The following is a 15,506-nucleotide window of genomic DNA, read 5'->3' on the forward strand; positions in this document are numbered from 1 at the left end:
TTGTGACGCCGATGTGGGCTCCTCCTGGAGCCCACATCGGCGGCTGGGTGAGGGGCTATTCCGTGCGCAGGCCTTCCGGGCGCATCATCCGCAGCAGTGGCGGCAGGCTGAGCAGCGTGACCACGCCGACCACGGCCGCGCCCACGCCGGTCATGGTCAGGACGCTCTCCCAGTCCATGGCCACCGGCGTATCGGTCATCTTCAGCAGCACCGTGCCGAGGGTGACACCCACCGTGGTGGCCAGGGCGAGGCCGAGTCCGACCGGGAGGGCCGTCTGCCACAGCACCGACAGGCTCAGGGTGCGGCGCCGGGTGCCGAAGGCGACCAGCGCGGAGAGCAGCTTCCTGCGCTCGCGCAGCTGCTCCAGCTGGGAGACCAGCAGGCTCGCGCCGATCAGTGCCAGCACGAAGACGGAGCCGACGAACAGGCCGGTGCGGATGGAGGTGTACTTGGTGTCCTCCTGGGTCGCCGACCAGGTGTAGGTGCTTGCCAGGGGGTCGATCCGGGCGGCGACGTTGCGTATGTACTCCCGTGCGTCCGGCACCGACGGGTCCAGGCGCAGGTAGACCCCGTCCGAGACCAACGCGGGCGCGGCCTCGGCGGGCAGGGCCGCGGGGGTGACCAGCACGCTGTTGGACTCCACCAGTGAGTCCTTGCGCGCGTCCACCACCCGCACGTTCGCCGGAACGGTCCAGGGTGCCTCCATGCCGCGTTCGCTCGTCGCTTCGCCGTACGACGGGTCGAGGTAGAGCTTCCGGCCGGGCTTGAGCACGGCGATCTCGTCGGCGTTGCTGGGGTCTTCGTAGTGGTTCCTGGTCCGCGTGACGAACACGTCGCCGTCCTCGCAGGAGGGAAGCGTGGCGAGTTCGCGCAGGGCGGTGCAGTTGCCCACGGTCATGCCGCCGCTGTACTCCGGGTCGCGACGGGTCTGCCCGTACTCCAGGTCGGCCAGGGACACCGCGGCCCGTACCCCCTTGGTGCCGGTGAACTCGCGCTCGACACCGGACAGCGGCTTGCGGTCGCTGAACTCGACCTGTACCCCGACGCGGCCGGGGTCCTGGCCGGTGGCCTTGGTGTACTGGCTCTCCGTTCCCGTGAACAGCATCTGCAGGGCGATGGCCCCGGCCACGGCGACGGCGATGCCGTTGACCATGCGTGCGGCGGTTCCGCTGCTCAGCTGGAGCCGTCGTACCGCGAGCTGCCAGGACAGCGCGCCCTTGCCGAGGCGCACGACGACCGCCTCCACGACCCAGGGGAGCAGCGCCGTGATGCCGACGAGCAGCAGCAGCACGCCGCCGATGACGTAGTACTGGTTGAACTCGCCGTTCTCACGCCCCTTGCCGATCATCGGGTAGAGCATCGCGAGGCCGGCCAGCGGAGGCAGCAGCCGCCACCACAGCCGGCGGCGGCGCTGTCTGGCCGCGCGGACGACGCCGAGCGGTTCCACCACCACGCCGCGCATCGCGAGCAGTGTGACGAGTACGGCGGCGACCGGGACCGCCACCGCGACCAGAGCGGCGAGCGCGGGGGAGGGATCGAGGTAGCTGGGCCAGACGCTCACGCCCAGCAGCTCGGTGGAGCCCAGCGTCTGTCGGCCGAGGAGGAAGAAGCCGGTGCCGACGACCAGGCCGAGCAGGGCTCCGGCGAGTGCTTCGCCCGCCGCGATCCGCCGGGTCATGTGGCTGTCCGAGCCGACCAGGCGCAGCGCGGCCAGCCGGCGGTCGCGGCGCTCGCCGCCGAAGCGGACGGCGGCGGCGATGAACACGGTGACCGGGGTCAGCAGCACCACGAACACGACCAGGATCATGAGCAGCAGCACCGGGTCGGTCTTCTCGGGTGCCGTGTCCGCGTCCGGTCTGCCGTATCCGGTCAGCCGGTGCACGGGGGAGAACTCCGTGAGTCTCAGCCCCGAGGTGCCCGCGTAGTAGGCCAGTTCGTGGGAGCCGATGAGTCCGCTCTCGCCGATCGTGCCGGTGATCTTGTAGGGCAGCCGCTCCCGCAGCAGCTCGGCATCGTCCGAGGCGAGCAGGTCCTTGAGCGCCGGGGAGACCACCATCTCGCCCTTGCCCGGGAAGCTTTCGACCCCTGGGGGCAGCGGCGCCCGCTCGCCCTCGGGCTCGACGAGCCGCCCGCGGATGTCGTCGTCGTGCCAGGTGGTGTCGGCGCCGGCGATGAGGAAGGTGTTGTCGGCCTTCGGCGGGGCCTTGCCGGAGTACACGAACGTGCTGTCGTAGCGGGCGTCCTCCACCTTGCCGCGGGCGGCGAACACGTTGGGCAGGGCGGTGCACAGCAGGAGCAGTGCCACACCGAGGCCGACCCCGACGGCCGTGAGCGTCATCCGGACCCAGCCCTCGCGTCCGCCGGTGAGGGCGAAGCGGGCCCCCATCGCCAGGTCCGTGGCCCACTGTCGCGGACTCATACGGCACGCTCCACGGTGCGGGACCTGCCGTCGAGGACGACGACCTCGCGGTCGGAGTAGGCGGCCACGCGTGTCTCGTGGGTGACGAGGACGACGGCGGCGTTGGTCGAGCGGGCCGCTTCGGTCAGCAGTTCCATCACGCGTTCGCCATTGGCGGAGTCGAGCGCACCGGTGGGTTCGTCGGCGAACAGCAGGCGCGGTCCGGTGACCAGCGCGCGGGCCACGGCGACGCGCTGGCCCTGGCCGCCGGAGACCTCGCCGGGACGCTTGGCCGTGAGGTCGTCGACCTCCAGGCGCTCCATCCAGCCGAGCGCGGTCCGCTCGGCGTCCTTGCGGGAGGTGCCGTTCAGCCGCAGCGGCAGGGCGACGTTCTCCACGCAGGTCAGCTCGGGCACCAGCTGGCCGAACTGGAACACGAACCCGAAATCGGAGCGGCGCAGCGCGCTGCGCTGGGCATCGCTCATCTTGGTCAGTTCGCGCCCGTGGTAGGTGATCGACCCGGAGTCGGGCGGCACGATCCCCGCGAGGCAGTGCAGCAGCGTGGACTTGCCGGACCCGGAGGGGCCCATGACGGCGACGACCTCGCCGGGGCGGATGGAGAACCCGGCGCCGTCGAGGGCGGTGGTGGGGCCGTACGCCTTGCGCAGGTCGTGCGCGGTGAGCAGGGGGCCGGGGGGAGGAGTCGGAAGGCTGTGACCGATGGACATGCCGCGCACTCTACACACTGTGTATACGCGGTGTGTATACATGGCATGCATACGGCTCGGAAATCAGGTCCCTACCGGGCACCCGGCGCGATCCGGAAGACCGGGATTCCTTCCCGGAAGGTCACTTCCAGGTCCGCCCCGGCGGACAGCTCCCGCTCCCCCACCACCTCCGTCATCATCCGCGGCCCCTCGGCCAGGTCGACCACGGCGGCGACGTACGGCGTGCGTTCCGCGAAGGGCGGCAGGTCGTTGCGGTGGACGACAGACCAGGTGTAGAGGGTGGCCCGGCCGCTCGCCGCCTCCCAGACGACGTCCTCGCTCCAGCAGCGGGGGCAGAACTCGCGCGGGTAGTGGTGGGCCCGTCCGCAGGCCCGGCAGCGGCGGATCAGCAAGCGGCCCTCGGCTGCCGCGTCCCAGTACGTCCGGGTGAAGGCGTCGGGCTCGGGCAGGCCGAATCGCCCGGTCGACGGCCCGCCCATCAGAACAGCCCCAGCGCGCTGTCCAGCGACCACGTCTGCCAGGACATCCCGAACAGCCCGACCACGGACATCAGCGCCATCATCGAGTTCTGCCCCTGCTCGGCGACGTCATGGATCATGAGCGTGAGGTAGAGGGCGTTGAGGAGGAACCCGCCGACCAGGGCGACCGGGGTGAGGAAGCCTGCGATCAGGCCCAGCCCCAGGGCGAGTTCCGCGTAGACGACGACGTACGCCATCACGCGCGGACGGGGCGCGACGACCGCGCCGAAGCCCGAACGGACGGCGTTCCAGCGGTGCTCGGCCGCTATCCCGGCCGCCCACTCGATGCCGGCGCCCCGTTCGAACCAGGCCTCGCGGTCCTTGTGCCGCCAGCTCTCCAGCCACCACAGCCCGAGCCCGATCCGCAGTACGGCCAGCCACTCCGCCCCGCCGAGCCAGATCGTGTCCATGCGATCTGACGGTACGTCAGTTCTTCGGATCCGCAAGACCCCGCGACAAGGCTCCCCGCAGCCAGGGAACCCCGGTCTTCGTATCCCTCACCGGAGGCCGCGCCCACCAGCCCCACGTCAGGAGTGATCACCGGCTCGCCACAACCGGGCGCCCTACGCCACAAGCCCCACCCCCTCCTCCTACAGCCGTGATCAATCCGCAACCAATTCCGGTCTTGACCGAGACCCATCAACCGGGCTCGTGATTACGCTCCCGCTCATGGCCGACTCCACGCCCTCCCCACACTCCTCCGCGCATCCCGCACCGGACCGCCCCGTCTACGTCATCGGCGGCGGCCCCGGCGGACTCGCCGCCGCGTACGCGCTGCGCGCCCGGGGCGTACGAGCCGTCGTCCTGGAGAAGTCCGACCAGGTCGGGGCGTCCTGGCGCCGCCACTACGACCGGCTGCGCCTGCACACCACCCGCCGCCTGTCGGCCCTGCCCGGGCTGCCGATGCCGCGCCGGTTCGGGCGGTGGGTGTCCCGGGACAACGTGGTGCGGTACCTGGAGAAGTACGCCGAGCACCACCGCCTGGAGATCGTCACCGGCGTCGAGGTGTCCCGGATCGAGCGGGCGCCCGACGGCACGGGCTGGCTGCTGCACGCCACCGGGGGCAGGGAACTGACCGGCTCGGCGGTCGTGATCGCGACCGGCTACAACCACACCCCGCGCCTGCCGGACTGGCCCGGCCGCGAGGCCTTCACCGGCGAGTTCCTGCACGCCGGGGAGTACCGCAACGGCACGCCCTACGCCGGCCGGGACGTCCTCGTCGTCGGCGTCGGCAACACGGGTGCCGAGATCGCCGTGGACCTGGTGGAGAGCGGCGCCTCCCGGGTCCGGCTGGCCGTGCGCACCGTCCCGCACATCGTGCGCCGTTCGACCGCCGGCTGGGCCGCCCAGTACAGCGGTGTCCTGGTACGCCGTCTCCCGGCCGGCCTCGTCGACCGGATCAGCCGGGCACAGGCCAAGGTGGCGATCCCCGACCTGTCGGCGCACGGGCTGCCGCGTCCCGACACGGGCCTGTACACCAGGGTGAAGCAGGGCGCGATCCCGGTGCAGGACGTCGGCCTGATCGACGCCGTGCGCAAGGGCAAGGTCGAGATCGTGGCCGCCGTGGAGTCCTTCGAGGGCGACGGGAAGGTCGCCCTCGCCGACGGCACCTTCGTCGAGCCGGACGCCGTGATCGCCGCCACGGGTTACGTCCGCGCCTTGGAGGGCCTGGTCGGCCACCTCGACGTACTCGACGCCCACGGCAAGCCCGTCGTCCACGGCGCCCGCAGCCCCAGGACCGCCCCCGGCCTGTACTTCACCGGCTTCACCAACCCGATCAGCGGCAACCTGCGCGAGCTGGCGCTCGACGCGGTGCGCATCGCGAAGGCCGTCGCGCGGGACGGTTCGGTGTAGAGCGCCGGTTTCTGCACAGCCATTCCTGGCATCGCGTCAGTTCAGTAATCTGACAGAGCGTCAGTTAGCGGCTGTCTCACAGGAGCGGGCGGAAACGATGCTTGGATCGACCTACGGCACCCTCACCACCGACTCCCGCCGGGCCCGGGCCATCGCCTGTGGCGAACGGCCCGGGCCTGCCGTGCACGGCAGGCCGGCCCAGGAGGGCGACCTCGACGTCAGCGGGCGTCCGCTGCACGCCGACGTCCCTGATCTCGACCACTTCTTCCGGCCCCGGTCCGTCGCCGTGATCGGCGCCTCGGACGCCGAGGGACGCCCCCACACCGGCGTGACCCGCCAACTGGCCGACTGGGCCGAGCGGGTCGGGGCCCGGCTGTACCCGGTGCATCCCAGCCGCCCGTCCGTCTTCGGCCTGGCCTGTTCCCCTTCCGTCGCCGACCTGCCCGAGCAGGTGGACCTGGCGGTCGTCCTCGTCGGCGACCCCGTCCCCGTGATCGAGGAACTGGCCGAGGCCAAGGCACGGTTCGCGGTCGTCTTCGCCTCCGGGTTCGCGGAGACCGGCCCCGAGGGCGAGGCCGCCCAGCGGCGACTGGCCGCAGCCGTCGAACGCTCCGGGGTGCGTCTGCTGGGCCCCAACACCAACCTCAACGCGTTCGAACGTTTCCGGGACGACCTCGAAGGCCCGGCGATCGCGCTCATCACCCAGTCCGGCCACCAGGGCCGCCCCGTCTTCGCCCTCCAGGAACTCGGTATCCGCCTCTCCCACTGGGCGCCCACCGGCAACGAGGCCGACCTGGAGACCGCCGACTTCCTCTCCTACTTCGCCGAGCAGCCCGGGATCGGCGCCATCGCCTGCTACCTGGAAGGGCTGAAGGACGGCCGCTCCTTCCTGCTCGCCGCCGACCGGGCCGCCCGGCGCGGAGTCCCGGTCGTCGCCGTCAAGGTGGGCCGCACCGAGACCGGCGCCCGCACGGCCGCCTCCCACACCGGCAAACTGACCGGCGCGGACGCGGTGGTGGACGCGGCGCTGCGCCAGTACGGCGTGATCCGCGTCGACGGCCTCGACGAACTCCAGGACACGGCGGCTTTGCTGGCCCGCGCCCGCCCGCCGCGCACCGACGGGGTGGCCGTCTACTCGATCTCGGGCGGCACGGGCGCCCACGTCGCGGACCTGGCGACCGAGGCGGGCCTGAGGCTTCCGGTCCTGTCCGAGGCCAAGCAGGCGGAACTGCACCAGTGGATCCCCGAGTACCTGAGCGTCGCCAACCCGGTCGACAACGGCGGGCATCCGGTCGGGGACGAACGCGGCCGGAAGATCATCGACGCGCTCCTCGAAGACCCCGGGATCGGCGTGCTGATCTGCCCGATCACCGGCCCCTTCCCACCGCTCAGCGACCGACTGGTACGGGACCTGGTGGACGCGGCCGAGCACACGGACAAGCTGGTGTGCGTCGTATGGGGCTCGCCGGTCGGCACCGAACCGGCCTACCGCGAGGTCCTGCTCGGCTCCTCCCGCGTGGCCACCTTCCGCACGGTCGGCAACTGCCTCACCGCCGTCCGCGCCCACCTCGCCCACCACCGCTTCACGACCGCCTACCGCTCCCCCTTCGACGAGGCCCCGCGCACGCCCTCGCCGTCCTGCCGCAAGGCCCAGGCGCTCATGCACCCCGGCGAACAGCTCAGCGAGCACGCCGCGAAGCAGCTGCTGCGGGCGTACGGCATCCGCGTACCGCGCGAGCAGTTGGTGACCAGCGCGGCGGGCGCCGTCCGGGCCGCCGGCCTGGTGGGCTACCCGGTGGTGATGAAGGCCTCGGGCGCCCGCATCGCCCACAAGACGGAACTGGGCCTGGTGAAGATCGGCCTGACCTCGGCGAGCCAGGTCCGCGACGCCTACCGGGAGCTGACCGACATCGCCCGCTACGAGGAGGTCTCCCTGGACGGCGTACTGGTCTGCCAGATGGTCGAGCAGGGCGTCGAGATGGTCGTGGGCGTCACCCACGACGACCTGTTCGGCCCGACGGTGACCGTGGGGCTCGGCGGGGTGCTCGTCGAGGTCCTGCGCGACACCGCCGTGGGCGTACCGCCCTTCGGGGAGGAGCAGGCGCGGGACATGCTCGCCGGCCTGCGCGGCCGGGCCCTGCTCGACGGGGTCCGGGGCCGCCCGCCGGCCGATCTGGACGCCCTGGTCGAGGTGGTCCTGCGCGTGCAGCGCATGGCACTCGAACTCGGGGATCAGCTGGCCGAGTTGGACATCAACCCGCTGATGGTACTGCCGCAGGGGCAGGGCGCCGTGGCACTGGACGCGCTGGCGGTGTGCCGCTGATGCCGGCCGTCCTGCACGCTACGGCCGACCAGGTCCTCACCGTCACCCTGAACCGCCCCGAGACGCTCAACGCCCTCACCCCGGACCAACGGGACGAGATCGTCCGGCTCCTGTGGGAGGCGTCCGCGACAGCCGCTGTCCGAGCGGTGGTGATCACGGGGACGGGCCGGGGCTTCTGCGCGGGCGCGGATCTCAGGGGGGCGGCCACCACGGACGAACGCCGCGTCGGGGATGTCGCCCGCACCCTCCGCACCGGCGCCCAGCGCCTGATCGCCGCCGTCCTGGACTGCGAGAAGCCGGTGATCGCGGCGGTGAACGGCACGGCGGCCGGCCTCGGAGCCCATCTGGCGCTCGCCTGCGATCTCGTCCTGGCGGCGGAGTCGGCCAGGTTCATCGAGGTGTTCGTACGGCGGGGGCTGGTCCCCGACGGCGGCGGCGCGTACCTGCTCCCCCGTCTGATCGGCCCCCAGCGGGCGAAGGAGCTGATGTTCTTCGGCGACGCCCTCACGGCGACGGACGCCGAACGCCTGGGCCTGGTCAACCGGGTCGTAGCGGACGGGGAGCTGGAGAAGACGGCCCGCGCCTGGGCCGAACGGCTCGCCACCGGCCCGACCCGCGCCCTCGCCCTGACCAAGCAGCTCGTCAACGCGTCCCTGGACACCGACCGGACCACCGCCTTCGCCGCCGAGGCCGCGGCGCAGGAGATCAACATGGCGACGGCGGACGCGCAGGAGGGGGTACGGAGCTTCGTGGAGCGACGGAAGGCGACATACGAGGGCCACTGACCCTTCCAATCTGACGCTTCGTCAGTTTCAATCATGAACGTGATGGGACAAGCAGGAATGGCGGAAGCCGCCGTTCGCTACCTCAGGTCGACCCGCGCTCCGGACCCGGGCCCACGGCCCGTGGAACCGCTGCCGCGCCCGGAGCTGCGCTGCGTGCGCGAGGACGAGCGCGCACCCCTGGACCGGCAGGAATTCCGCCGCGTCCTGGGCCACTTCGCGACGGGCGTGACGATCGTGACGGCACCCCCCGCCACGCCCGGCACCGCCCCCGCCGGCTTCGCCTGCCAGTCCTTCAGCTCCCTCTCCCTCGACCCGCCGCTCGTGGCCTTCATGGTCGGCCGTACGTCGACGACCTGGCCGCGCATCGCCCGCGCGGGCGGCTTCTGCGTCAACGTCCTGGGCGCCGGCCAGGGCGAGTTGTGCCGCTCCTTCGCGGTGAGCGGCGCGGACAAGTTCGCGGGCGTGGCGTACGACAGGGCACCCGTCTCGGGCTCACCCCGCCTCTCCGGCACGGTCGCCTGGATCGACTGCGCGATCCACGCCGTCCACACCGGCGGCGACCACCTGATCGTGGTCGGCAGGGTGACGGCCCTCGGCACCGGCACGGACTCCCCGGACGGACCGCTGCTGTTCCACCGAGGGCGCTTCGCGCGGCTGACGGAGGGCTAGCCGACGGCCAGCCGCCACAGCGAGGTGACCTCGGCGGCCCGTACGGCGTGCAGCGGATCGTCCGTGTCCCGCGCACGGGGGTGACGCGGACGCGTGTCCGAGCGGCCGACCACCCGCAGCCCGGCCTCCTCCACGGCGGTGAGGAGCTCGTCACGGCTGCGCAGCCCGAGCCGCTCGGCGAGGTCGGACAACACGAGCCAGCCCTCACCACCGGGTTCCAGCCGCCCGGCGAGCCCGCTCAGGAAGCCCTGCAGCATGCCGCCGCCCGCGTCGTACACACCGAGGTCGAGGTCGGAGGCGGGTCGGCCGGGAATCCAGGGCGGGTTGCACACGACCAGGTCGGCGCGCCCCGGGGGATACAGCTCGGACCCGCTCACCACCCGGACCACCCCCGAGAGCCCCAGCCGCCCCACGTTGTCCTGGGCACACGCCCGGGCCCGCGCACTGACGTCGCTCGCCACGACCTGCCCGACGCCCCGCCGGGCCAGCACGGCGGCGAGCACGCCCGTTCCGGTGCCCAGGTCGAAGGCGACCCGTACGTCACCGCCTCGCGGCAGCGGAGCCTGCGCGACGAGATCGACGTATTCGCTCCGGGTGGGCGCGAACACCCCGTAGTGCGGGTGAACCACCGCTTCCAGCGCCGGGACGAACACGCCCTTCTCCCGCCACTGCCGGGCACTGATCACACCCAGCAGCTCGGAGAGGGCGACGGCCACGGGCCCGTCGAACGCCCCGTACGCCTCGGCGACCGCCCGGCGCACATCGGGAGCCCTGCGAAGGTCCAGCCCCTGATCCGCGTCCAGCAGCACCAGCAACTTGCCCATCACGCGCGCACGGTGGGCACGAAACCGGCGCTGCGACCGGAAGGTGTCGGCCGTCGTGTCCGCCGCGCCGGGCGCGGTACGCCCGACACGGCGGTCCAAGGCACTCAACAACTGCCGCGCGTTGTGAAAGTCCCCGCGCCACAACAGCCCAGTGCCCTCACAGGCCAGCCGGTAGGCGACGGCGGCCCGCATCCGGTCGTCGGCCACGACGACCGTGCGGGGCAGGGGCAGTCCGGACTCGGAGTGCCAGCGGGCGGAACGGGGTTCGGTCTCGGTCCAGTGGATCGTGGACACGGCGTACTCCTCGGAAGATCGGGCGCGGACGAGCGTGCTGAGTCACGACGTCCACGTCGCCGAGGACCATGCCGAGTGTCGTCGACGGACCTCTCGATGCGGCGAAGCAGCTGGGCTCAGTGTGCCGGATCTTTCAGCCGGGCAGGGCCCGAACGAACCCGCCGACCAGCATCGCCACCGCGTCAGGAGCCTCGAGGATCATGGGATGGGTGGCGTCGATCCGCTCGACGCCGACCATCGGCCGGGCGCGGGAGAGGGCGGCCAGCTCGTCGGAGACCTCTCGGGCGAACCGGGCGCTGAACTCGTCGAACCACTCCATGCCGGGCGCGGGCGGCAGCCGTCGCCCGGCCTGCACCAGCAGCAGCGGGCGGTCCACCCCGTCCAGCCAGGCGGCGACACCGTGCGCGCCGAGCCGGTGGAGTTCGTCGACGATCTCCAGCGCCGCGGCCCGTCCCGGCAGCGTCTGCCAGGTGCCGTCCGGCAGCGGGCGCGCCGCCGCGCGGGCAGCGGCCTCCGCACGGTCGGCGGGCACTCCGAACCGCGCGGAGTTGGCGACCTGCTGCTCGACGTACCCTTCCGGTGCAACGGCCCCGACCGACGCCAGCAGCCCCTCAGTCACCTTTTCGGCACCGGGATACTCCCGCGGCCACCAGAACCCGTCGAGATTCACGGCGGCACGCGCACGCTCCGGATACGCCCGGGCGTACTCGACGGCGACCAGCCCTCCGAGCGAATGCCCCACCACGACGGCCTCGGTCACACCGTTCGCGTCGAGCGTGTCGGTGATGTCCCGCACCACGGTGGAAAGCACCCAGGGTGAGCTATCGGGAGAACGCCCGTGCCCGGGCAGATCGACACCGAGAACCCGATGCCCGTCGGTGAGCTGAGCCGCCGAGGCACTCCAGTCGACGAGAGACCGCCCGAACCCGTGCAGAAGAACCAGTTGTGGGCCATCGCCCCCGTAGTCATGCACATGAAGAAGAGTCATATGGGCCTCACCGTAGGCCGATCCACCTCCCCTCGAACACCGAATTACGCCGCTCAGTGATGGCCTTCCTGAACATCTGGCCGCCGCCTACGCTCCCGGCATGGCTGACTTTCTCCAGGTATCGACCGCGACACCGACTCATGACCAGGCCGTTGAACTTGCCCGTTCGGTCGTCGCCGAGCGACTCGCGGCCGGCGCGCAGATCATCGGCCCTGTCACGTCGGCGTTCTGGCACGACGGCGAGTTCGGCACCGGGGAGGAGTGGCAGCTCCTGCTGAAGACCACCCGGTCCCGCTACCCGGAGCTGGAGGCCCACCTGCTGAAGCACCACCCGTGGCAGACCCCGGAGATCGCGGCCGTGCCGATCGAGGCCGGCTCGAAGAGGTGCCTGGAATGGATCGCCGCGAACACCACGCCGCCCGCATAGCTCAGAGGCATCCGCCGCTCGCACCTGTGCCCATGCCATCGCCCCACGAAAGGAGCATGCCCTGGACCGTCCTCGCCGAGTGCGGAGCGTCGCAGAGCACTCACACACAAGTGCCCCGCCCCATACCCTGACAGTGGACGCTGACCGAGAAGGGGCGAGACCGTGCCATCTGACGCCACCCCGGACCCCTACGCCGACCCGCTGGTCTTCGGGCCACGACTCCAGATTCTGCGCACCCGCAAGGGCCTCACCCGCGAGCAACTCGGTGGCCTCGTCGGCCGGTCCGGTTCCTGGGTCAAGGGGATCGAGACGGGCCGCCTCAAGACGCCCAAGCTCGAAGTGATCCTGCGTATCGCCGAGATCCTCCGCCTGCGGGACCTCTCGGACCTCACTGGAGACCAGTCCGTGCGGGTCGGTCTGTTCACCGGCCCCGGTCACCCACGCCTCCCCGAGGTGAAGTCGGCGGTCGATGCCTTCCCGCTCACCACCGAGCGTCAGGCACCTCCTGCCGAGCACCTCCGCGCTCGCCTCGCACGCGCCTGGGCCGCCCGGCACTCGGCCCCGAACCACCGTGAGGTCATCGGCGAGTTGCTGCCGGACCTGATCCGCGACGCGCAGGCCGCGGCACGGCAGGCCGACTCCGGACCGGAGCGGCGCGCGGCACAGGCCGTCCTCGCGGAGGTGTACTCCCTCGCGCAGTTCTTCTGCGCCTACCAGCCCGACCCGGCGCTGCTGTGGCGCGTCGCCGACCGTGCCCTGACCGCCGCCCAGGAGTCCGAGGACCCGCACGCGATCGGCGTCGCCGCGTGGCTCGCCGCTCAGGCACACCGCGACAGCGGCCCCGCGCACTTCGACGCTGCCGACGCCGTGACGATGGGGACGCTGGCCTACCTCGAACCACTGCTGCCGAACGCGACCGACGACGTCCTCGCGATCACGGGCGCCCTCACCTTCGAAGCCGGATACACGGCAGCCCGCCGTGGCGAGGCGGGCACAGCCTGGAGGCACTGGGACCTGGCGCGGGACATGGCGACCCGCCTGCCGGCCGCCTACTACCACCCGGTGACGTCGTTCTCGCGCGGCATCATGGGCGCGCACGCCGTGACCATCGCCGTCGAGACGCACGCCGGCGGGGAATCCGTACGGCAGGCGGCCGCCGCCGACGCGGCAACCATCCCGTCGCGGCCTCGACGAGCTCGCCATCGCATCGAAGAGGCTCGCGCCTACCATCTCGACGGGCAGCCGGACGTGGCCCTCGCGACGCTCAACCAGGCCTACGAAGCAGCCCCGGAGACGATCAAGTACAACGGCTACGCCAAACGCATCGTCCTGGAGGAGACCGAGGCGAAGTCCCCAGCGCGCAGGCGCCGCGCCTCGGGGCTCGCGGTGAAGCTCGGTCTTCTCTCAGCGTGAGCAAGGGGGCACAAACTGTGCCCCTGCCGAGGTAGCAGCGCTTCTACGGTCACGGCGTGAAACGGAACGCACGTGACCGGGAAGGCCCGAGCATGCCGAACAACCACAGCCGCACAGCCTTACACCCCGCCGAACACTCGCTCTTGGCGACACTCCCCGCACCGAGCCGTGACCGCGCCCGCCTGGAATGGCAGCAGCACGCCGTAACCATGCTCCCGCTCGGCATCGGTTTCTCCGCCGTACGAATCCCCGGCCGCCTCGTACTCGCCCTGGCGGACAGCACCGAGCCTTCGGAACTCGACGAGTTCATGCGCCAAGCCCTCGACGACGGCCCGGTCATCTGCGATCCGCGCCACCTCCGCTACTACGCCCTCGTACCCCCGACCATGCCGAGAACCTGGCGTCAGGCCGTCGACGACTGGAGGCCCCTGGACGTGGAGTGCCTGGGCCAAGGCAGCTACCTCGGAGTCCCCAGAGCGGACGCCGTGGAATGCACCGGCGCTCGCGCCACGTACTGGTCGGTGCCGATGGAGTCGGCACCGACCCTGTGCAGGCCCTTGAAGGTCGCCCGGCTGATCGCCGCCGCCCGGCACTGCCTGACCACGGAGCCGGAAGCGTGAGCGACACGGCAGCTCCACGGGCCCCCTCAGCCACCCCGCCCCGCGTTGAGCCGTGCCGCCTGCCGTGTCAGGTGGTCGCGTTCGGCGAGGTTGGGGGCCAGCCGGGCCGCCTCGGCGTAGAGGCGGGCGGCCGTCGGCAGGTCGCCGTCGCGTTCGTGGAGGTACGCCGCCACCGCCGTGTGGCGGGGCAGAGAGGCGTCCAGTTCGGCGAGCGCGGCCAGGCCGGCGCGCGGTCCGTCGGCCTCACCCACGGCGACCGCGCGGTTGAGCCGGACGACCGGGCTGTCGGTCAGGCGGGCGAGCTCGTCGTACCACTCGACGATCTGCACCCAGTCGGTCTCCTCGGCGACGGGGGCGTCGGCGTGGAGGGCGGCGATGGCGGCCTGGGCCTGGAACTCGCCGAGGCGGTCGCGGGCGAGGGCGGCCTGGAGGATCGCGACGCCCTCGGCGATCGATGCCGTGTCCCAGCGGCCCCGGTCCTGCTCGGCCAGCGGCACCAGGCTGCCGTCGGGCGCGGTCCGGGCGGCGCGCCGGGCGTGGTGGAGCAGCATGAGGGCGAGGAGACCGGCCACCTCGGGGTGGTCGATCGCGGTCGCGAGCTGCCGGGTGAGGCGGATGGCCTCGGCGGCGAGGTCGATGTCGCCGGAGTAGCCCTCGTTGAAGACGAGGTAGAGGACGCGCAGGACGGTGGCCACGTCCCCGGGCTGGTCGAACCGTACACCGGAGACCGTGCGCTTGGCCCGGCTGATGCGCTGCGCCATGGTCGGCTCGGGCACGAGGTAGGCCTCGGCGATCTGGCGGGTGGTGAGGCCGCCGACGGCGCGCAGGGTGAGCGCTACCGCCGATGCCGGGGTCAGCGACGGGTGGGCGCACAGGAAGTAGAGCTGGAGCGTGTCGTCCAGCGCGGGCGCCGGGCCGGGCGCCGGCTCCTCCTCGACCCGGTCCTCGCGCCGGCGGCGTGCGAGGTCCGACCGGGTCGCGTCGAGGAACTTGCGCCAGGCCACGGTGACCAGCCAGCCCTTGGTATCGCGCGGCGGGTCGGCCGGCCAGACCCGGAGTGCCTCGACCAGCGCGTCCTGCACGGCGTCCTCGGCCGCCGCGAAGTCGGCTCCGCGGCGGACGAGGACGGTGAGCACGCTCGGCGTGAGGCTCCTGAGCAGAACCTCGTCCATCGCGGACACCTGTGGCCTCACTCCGTGATGGTGGTCCGCACGCCGTAGAACGGGCGCACCTCCAGCCACTCGTGGATCGGCTTGCCGCCCGCGCCAGGGGCGGCGGACAGCTCCCCGGCCAGCTCGACGGCACGCTCGTAGCTGTCGACGTCGATGATCATCCAGCCGGCGATGAGGTCCTTGGTCTCGGCGAACGGTCCGTCGGTGACCGGCGGGCGCCCCTCACCGTCGTAGCGGACCCACGCGCCCTCGGGGGCGAGCGCCTGGCCGTCGACGAACTCGCCGGTCTTCTCCAGCCGGGCCGCGAAGTCGTTCATGTACTGCATGTGCGCCGAGATCTCCTCGGGGCTCCACTGGTCCATCGGGACGTTGTTGACCGGAGCCGGGGCGCCGCGGTAGTGCTTCAGCAGCAGGTACTTCGCCATGATGGTCTCCTCGGTGCTCGTGCGACCCATTGTGGTCGCGTTCACACCGGGGACGGAGCCGGACGCGG

General features: G+C 72.0%; 15 protein-coding genes. 7 read left to right on the top strand and 8 right to left on the bottom strand.

Annotated features, from left to right (window positions below; all coding sequences use genetic code 11):
* Positions 1–55 precede the first annotated feature (55 nt).
* The 4 genes from ACZ6I3_RS09600 to ACZ6I3_RS09615 form a co-directional block, all read right to left on the bottom strand.
* Entirely contained in the window at positions 56–2,419 is a 2,364-nt protein-coding gene (locus ACZ6I3_RS09600; RefSeq protein ID WP_469413238.1) for an ABC transporter permease, read from the bottom strand.
* Positions 2,416–3,126: an ABC transporter ATP-binding protein gene (locus ACZ6I3_RS09605; protein WP_469413240.1), complete on the bottom strand. Its 711-nt coding sequence runs from the start codon at positions 3,124–3,126 to the stop codon at positions 2,416–2,418. The genes ACZ6I3_RS09600 and ACZ6I3_RS09605 overlap by 4 nt, the downstream gene beginning before the upstream one ends.
* 71 nt (positions 3,127–3,197) lie before the next feature.
* On the bottom strand, positions 3,198–3,605 hold the full coding sequence (locus ACZ6I3_RS09610; RefSeq protein WP_469413242.1) for a Zn-ribbon domain-containing OB-fold protein: 408 nt from the start codon (positions 3,603–3,605) through the stop codon (positions 3,198–3,200).
* Positions 3,605–4,054 carry a DoxX family protein gene (locus ACZ6I3_RS09615; protein WP_469413243.1) on the bottom strand — a complete coding sequence of 150 codons (450 nt, stop codon included), beginning with the start codon at positions 4,052–4,054 and terminating at the stop codon, positions 3,605–3,607. Before ACZ6I3_RS09615 ends, ACZ6I3_RS09610 begins: the two co-directional genes overlap by 1 nt.
* 259 nt (positions 4,055–4,313) lie before the next feature.
* Here ACZ6I3_RS09615 and ACZ6I3_RS09620 point away from each other — a divergent pair, with 259 nt between their 5' ends.
* From ACZ6I3_RS09620 to ACZ6I3_RS09635, 4 genes are all read left to right on the top strand, one after another.
* Complete coding sequence (locus ACZ6I3_RS09620; protein WP_469413245.1) at positions 4,314–5,498, top strand: flavin-containing monooxygenase; 1,185 nt, start codon at positions 4,314–4,316, stop codon at positions 5,496–5,498.
* Positions 5,499–5,595: 97 nt separating this feature from the next.
* Complete coding sequence (locus tag ACZ6I3_RS09625; protein ID WP_469413247.1) at positions 5,596–7,821, top strand: acetate--CoA ligase family protein; 2,226 nt, start codon at positions 5,596–5,598, stop codon at positions 7,819–7,821.
* A complete protein-coding gene (locus ACZ6I3_RS09630) occupies positions 7,821–8,606 on the top strand; it encodes an enoyl-CoA hydratase/isomerase family protein (protein WP_469413249.1) in 786 nt (261 codons plus the stop codon). Before ACZ6I3_RS09625 ends, ACZ6I3_RS09630 begins: the two co-directional genes overlap by 1 nt.
* Positions 8,607–8,648: 42 nt before the next feature.
* Positions 8,649–9,275 carry a flavin reductase family protein gene (locus ACZ6I3_RS09635; protein WP_469413251.1) on the top strand — a complete coding sequence of 209 codons (627 nt, stop codon included), beginning with the start codon at positions 8,649–8,651 and terminating at the stop codon, positions 9,273–9,275.
* Here ACZ6I3_RS09635 and ACZ6I3_RS09640 read toward each other — a convergent pair.
* Positions 9,272–10,393: a methyltransferase gene (locus tag ACZ6I3_RS09640; protein WP_469413252.1), complete on the bottom strand. Its 1,122-nt coding sequence runs from the start codon at positions 10,391–10,393 to the stop codon at positions 9,272–9,274. The two genes, ACZ6I3_RS09635 and ACZ6I3_RS09640, sit on opposite strands and share 4 nt — an antisense overlap.
* A gap of 133 nt (positions 10,394–10,526) precedes the next feature.
* Positions 10,527–11,381 (bottom strand): alpha/beta fold hydrolase, encoded by an 855-nt coding sequence (locus ACZ6I3_RS09645; RefSeq protein ID WP_469413254.1) that lies wholly within the window; start codon positions 11,379–11,381, stop codon positions 10,527–10,529.
* Positions 11,382–11,481: 100 nt separating this feature from the next.
* Here ACZ6I3_RS09645 and cutA point away from each other — a divergent pair, with 100 nt between their 5' ends.
* The 3 genes from cutA to ACZ6I3_RS09660 all read left to right on the top strand — a co-directional run bounded on the left by cutA (position 11,482) and on the right by ACZ6I3_RS09660 (position 13,841).
* Entirely contained in the window at positions 11,482–11,808 is a 327-nt protein-coding gene (cutA, locus tag ACZ6I3_RS09650) for a divalent-cation tolerance protein CutA (RefSeq protein ID WP_469413255.1), read from the top strand.
* Positions 11,809–11,970: 162 nt separating this feature from the next.
* Positions 11,971–13,221: a helix-turn-helix domain-containing protein gene (locus ACZ6I3_RS09655; RefSeq protein WP_469413256.1), complete on the top strand. Its 1,251-nt coding sequence runs from the start codon at positions 11,971–11,973 to the stop codon at positions 13,219–13,221.
* 143 nt (positions 13,222–13,364) lie between these two features.
* On the top strand, positions 13,365–13,841 hold the full coding sequence (locus ACZ6I3_RS09660; protein WP_469413257.1) for a hypothetical protein: 477 nt from the start codon (positions 13,365–13,367) through the stop codon (positions 13,839–13,841).
* Positions 13,842–13,867: 26 nt separating this feature from the next.
* Here the strand turns inward: ACZ6I3_RS09660 and ACZ6I3_RS09665 are convergent, their stop codons facing one another.
* Positions 13,868–15,013, bottom strand: coding sequence for an RNA polymerase sigma factor (locus tag ACZ6I3_RS09665; RefSeq protein ID WP_469413258.1), 1,146 nt, complete (start codon positions 15,011–15,013; stop codon positions 13,868–13,870).
* A 17-nt stretch (positions 15,014–15,030) separates the two neighbouring features.
* Positions 15,031–15,438 (bottom strand): YciI family protein, encoded by a 408-nt coding sequence (locus ACZ6I3_RS09670; protein WP_399017696.1) that lies wholly within the window; start codon positions 15,436–15,438, stop codon positions 15,031–15,033.
* Positions 15,439–15,506 lie beyond the last annotated feature (68 nt).

Source organism: Streptomyces sp. NPDC041940, assembly GCF_055589465.1.